Source organism: Caulobacter sp. P1_B12_2, assembly GCF_056406675.1.
Genome location: NZ_JBFTZS010000590.1, coordinates 1 through 2341, shown reverse-complemented (window position 1 = coordinate 2341; position 2341 = coordinate 1). Strand labels below are relative to the sequence as shown.

Here is a 2341-nt window from a genome sequence, read left to right as displayed (position 1 = left end):
ACCTGCTGGCCCGGGCGCTCGAGACGGCCGGCCTGAAGATGCCCGACATCAAGACGGTCAACACCTCCGACGCCGACATCGTCGCCGCCTACAGCGCCGCCGACACCAAGGCCCTGGTGACCTGGAACCCGCAGCTGTCGGAAGTGAAAAAGATGCCCGGCGCGACCCTGGTGTTCGACAGCTCCAAGATCCCCGGCGAAATCCTCGACGGCCTGATGGTCAGCACCGACGAGCTGAAGGCCAACCCCAACCTCGGCAAAGCCCTGACCGGCATCTGGTACGAGACCATGGCCCTGACCGTCGCCCAGACCCCGGAAGGCAAGGCCGCGCGCGAGGCGATGGCCAAGGCGTCGGGCTCGGACCTGGCCAGTTTCGAGAGCCAGCTGAAGACGACCTATCTCTACGCCGACCCCAAGGCCGCCCTGGCCGCGACGGTAAGCCCAGACCTGGTCACCGCCAACGACCGGGTGCGCAAGTTCAGCTTCAGCATGGGCCYGTTCGGCCAGGGCGCGAAGTCGGTGGACGACATCGGCATCAGCTTCCCCAATGGCAAGACGCTGGGCGATCCGGCCAATGTGAAGCTGCGCTTCGACCCGACCTATGTGCAGCAGGCGGCGGACGGCAAGCTCTAGCCGGACCCGGACCGCTCCGCCCAGATCCGTGGGCGGAGCGGTCCATCTGCAACGACAAGGATTCAGACCCGCTTCATGCGCCGCTTGTTGAACGTCAGACCCCGAGGCGGCCTCAGCGTCCTGCTGGGCCTCGTGCCGTTGCTGGCGGTGGCGCTGGTCTATCTGATGGCCTCCCACGCCCGCCACGCCGAGAACCCACGCGACAAGCTGCTGCCGACCCCGACCGCCATGGTCGAGGCGGTGCAGATGATGGCCAGCGTCGATCCGCTGACCGGTGACGCGCCCCTGGTGGTCGACAGCGTGGCCAGCCTCAGGCGGATCGGCGTCGCCCTGGCGATCTCCACGGGCCTGGCCTTGGTGCTGGGCCTCGGCCTGGGTCTGCTGCCGGTGCTGAGGGCCAAGTTCGGACCTCTGGTGGCGGCCATCGCGGTGGTGCCGCCGATCGCCATCCTGCCCATATTGTTCATCGTCTTCGGCCTGGGCGAGACCGCCAAGATCGCCTTGATCGTCATCGGCATCACCCCGGTCATGGTCCGCGACCTGGCCGCCCAGGTCGGCGCCATTCCGGAGGAGCAGCTGGTCAAGGCCCAGACCCTGGGCGCCAGCACCTGGCAACTGGCCCTGCGGGTGGCGTTGCCCCAGGCCATGCCCCGGCTGATCGACAGCTTGCGCCTGTCGCTGTGCCCGGCCTGGGTCTATCTGATCTCGGCCGAGGCCATCGCCGCCGACGTCGGTCTGGGCTATCGGATCTTCCTGGTCCGCCGCTATCTGTCGATGGACATCATCCTGCCCTACGTCGTCTGGATCTCGATCCTGGCCGTGCTGATGGACTGGGCGCTGCGCACCGTCAGCCGCCGCGCCTATCCGTGGGCCCATCCCGCGAAGGGGCGCTGAGATGGCTCTGCTGACCTTCCGCAACGTCTGGGTGGAGTACGGCGACAAGGTCGTGCTCGAGAATGTCGACCTGTCGGTCCAGCAGGGCAGCTTCGTCTCGATCGTCGGGCCGTCCGGCGCGGGCAAGAGCACCTTCCTGCGCCTGGCCCTGGGCCAGGAGGCGCCGACCAAGGGGGCGATCGACCTGGACGGCCGCAAGCTCCGCGCCGAGCCCGGCCCTGACCGAGGCGTGGTGTTCCAGAAGTATTCGGTGTTTCCGCACCTCAGCGCCCGCGACAACGTGGTCTTCGGTCTGGACTGCGAGGGCTCGATGTTCCGCGGCCGCCTATCGGGCGCTAGGCGCCGGGCGGCGGAGGAGCAGGCCGACGCCATGCTGGCCGCCGTCGGCCTGGGCGACAGCGGCGACGTCTATCCGGCTCAGTTGTCGGGCGGCATGCAGCAGCGCCTGGCCATCGCTCAGGCCCTGATCAAGAAGCCGCGCATCTTGTTGCTGGACGAGCCGTTCGGGGCCTTGGACCCGGGCGTGCGTCTGGACATGCACGAGCTGATCACCGGCCTGTGGCGCGAGCACGGCCTGACCATCATGATGGTCACCCACGACATCAAGGAAGCCTTCAAGCTGGGCACCCGCGTCCTGGCCTTCGACAAGCGCCGCCGCGACCCGCACGCGCCGCATCGCTACGGCTCGACGGCGGTCTACGACTTCCCGCTGGACAAGCCGGGGGCGGTGGGGCCGGAGGCGCTGGCGGGGTTGGGGAAGTAGAGGATTCTCCCCCTGTGGGGGAGGTGTCGTCCAAAGGGCGACGGAGGGGGAG

General features: G+C 68.4%; 3 protein-coding genes. All 3 read left to right on the top strand.

The window, feature by feature from the left end:
• Positions 1 to 632: type 2 periplasmic-binding domain-containing protein (locus AC1DZ6_RS23725; RefSeq protein WP_477099564.1), on the top strand; the 632-nt coding region annotated here is incomplete at its 5' end.
• Between the two features lie 75 nt (positions 633 to 707).
• The gene (locus AC1DZ6_RS23720) at positions 708 to 1526 is read left to right on the top strand and encodes an ABC transporter permease (RefSeq protein WP_477099563.1); all 819 of its coding nucleotides are present in this window, start codon (positions 708 to 710) and stop codon (positions 1524 to 1526) included.
• 1 nt (position 1527) lies between these two features.
• A complete protein-coding gene (locus AC1DZ6_RS23715) occupies positions 1528 to 2289 on the top strand; it encodes an ABC transporter ATP-binding protein (RefSeq protein WP_477099562.1) in 762 nt (253 codons plus the stop codon).
• The last annotated feature ends 52 nt before the right edge of the window (positions 2290 to 2341 follow it).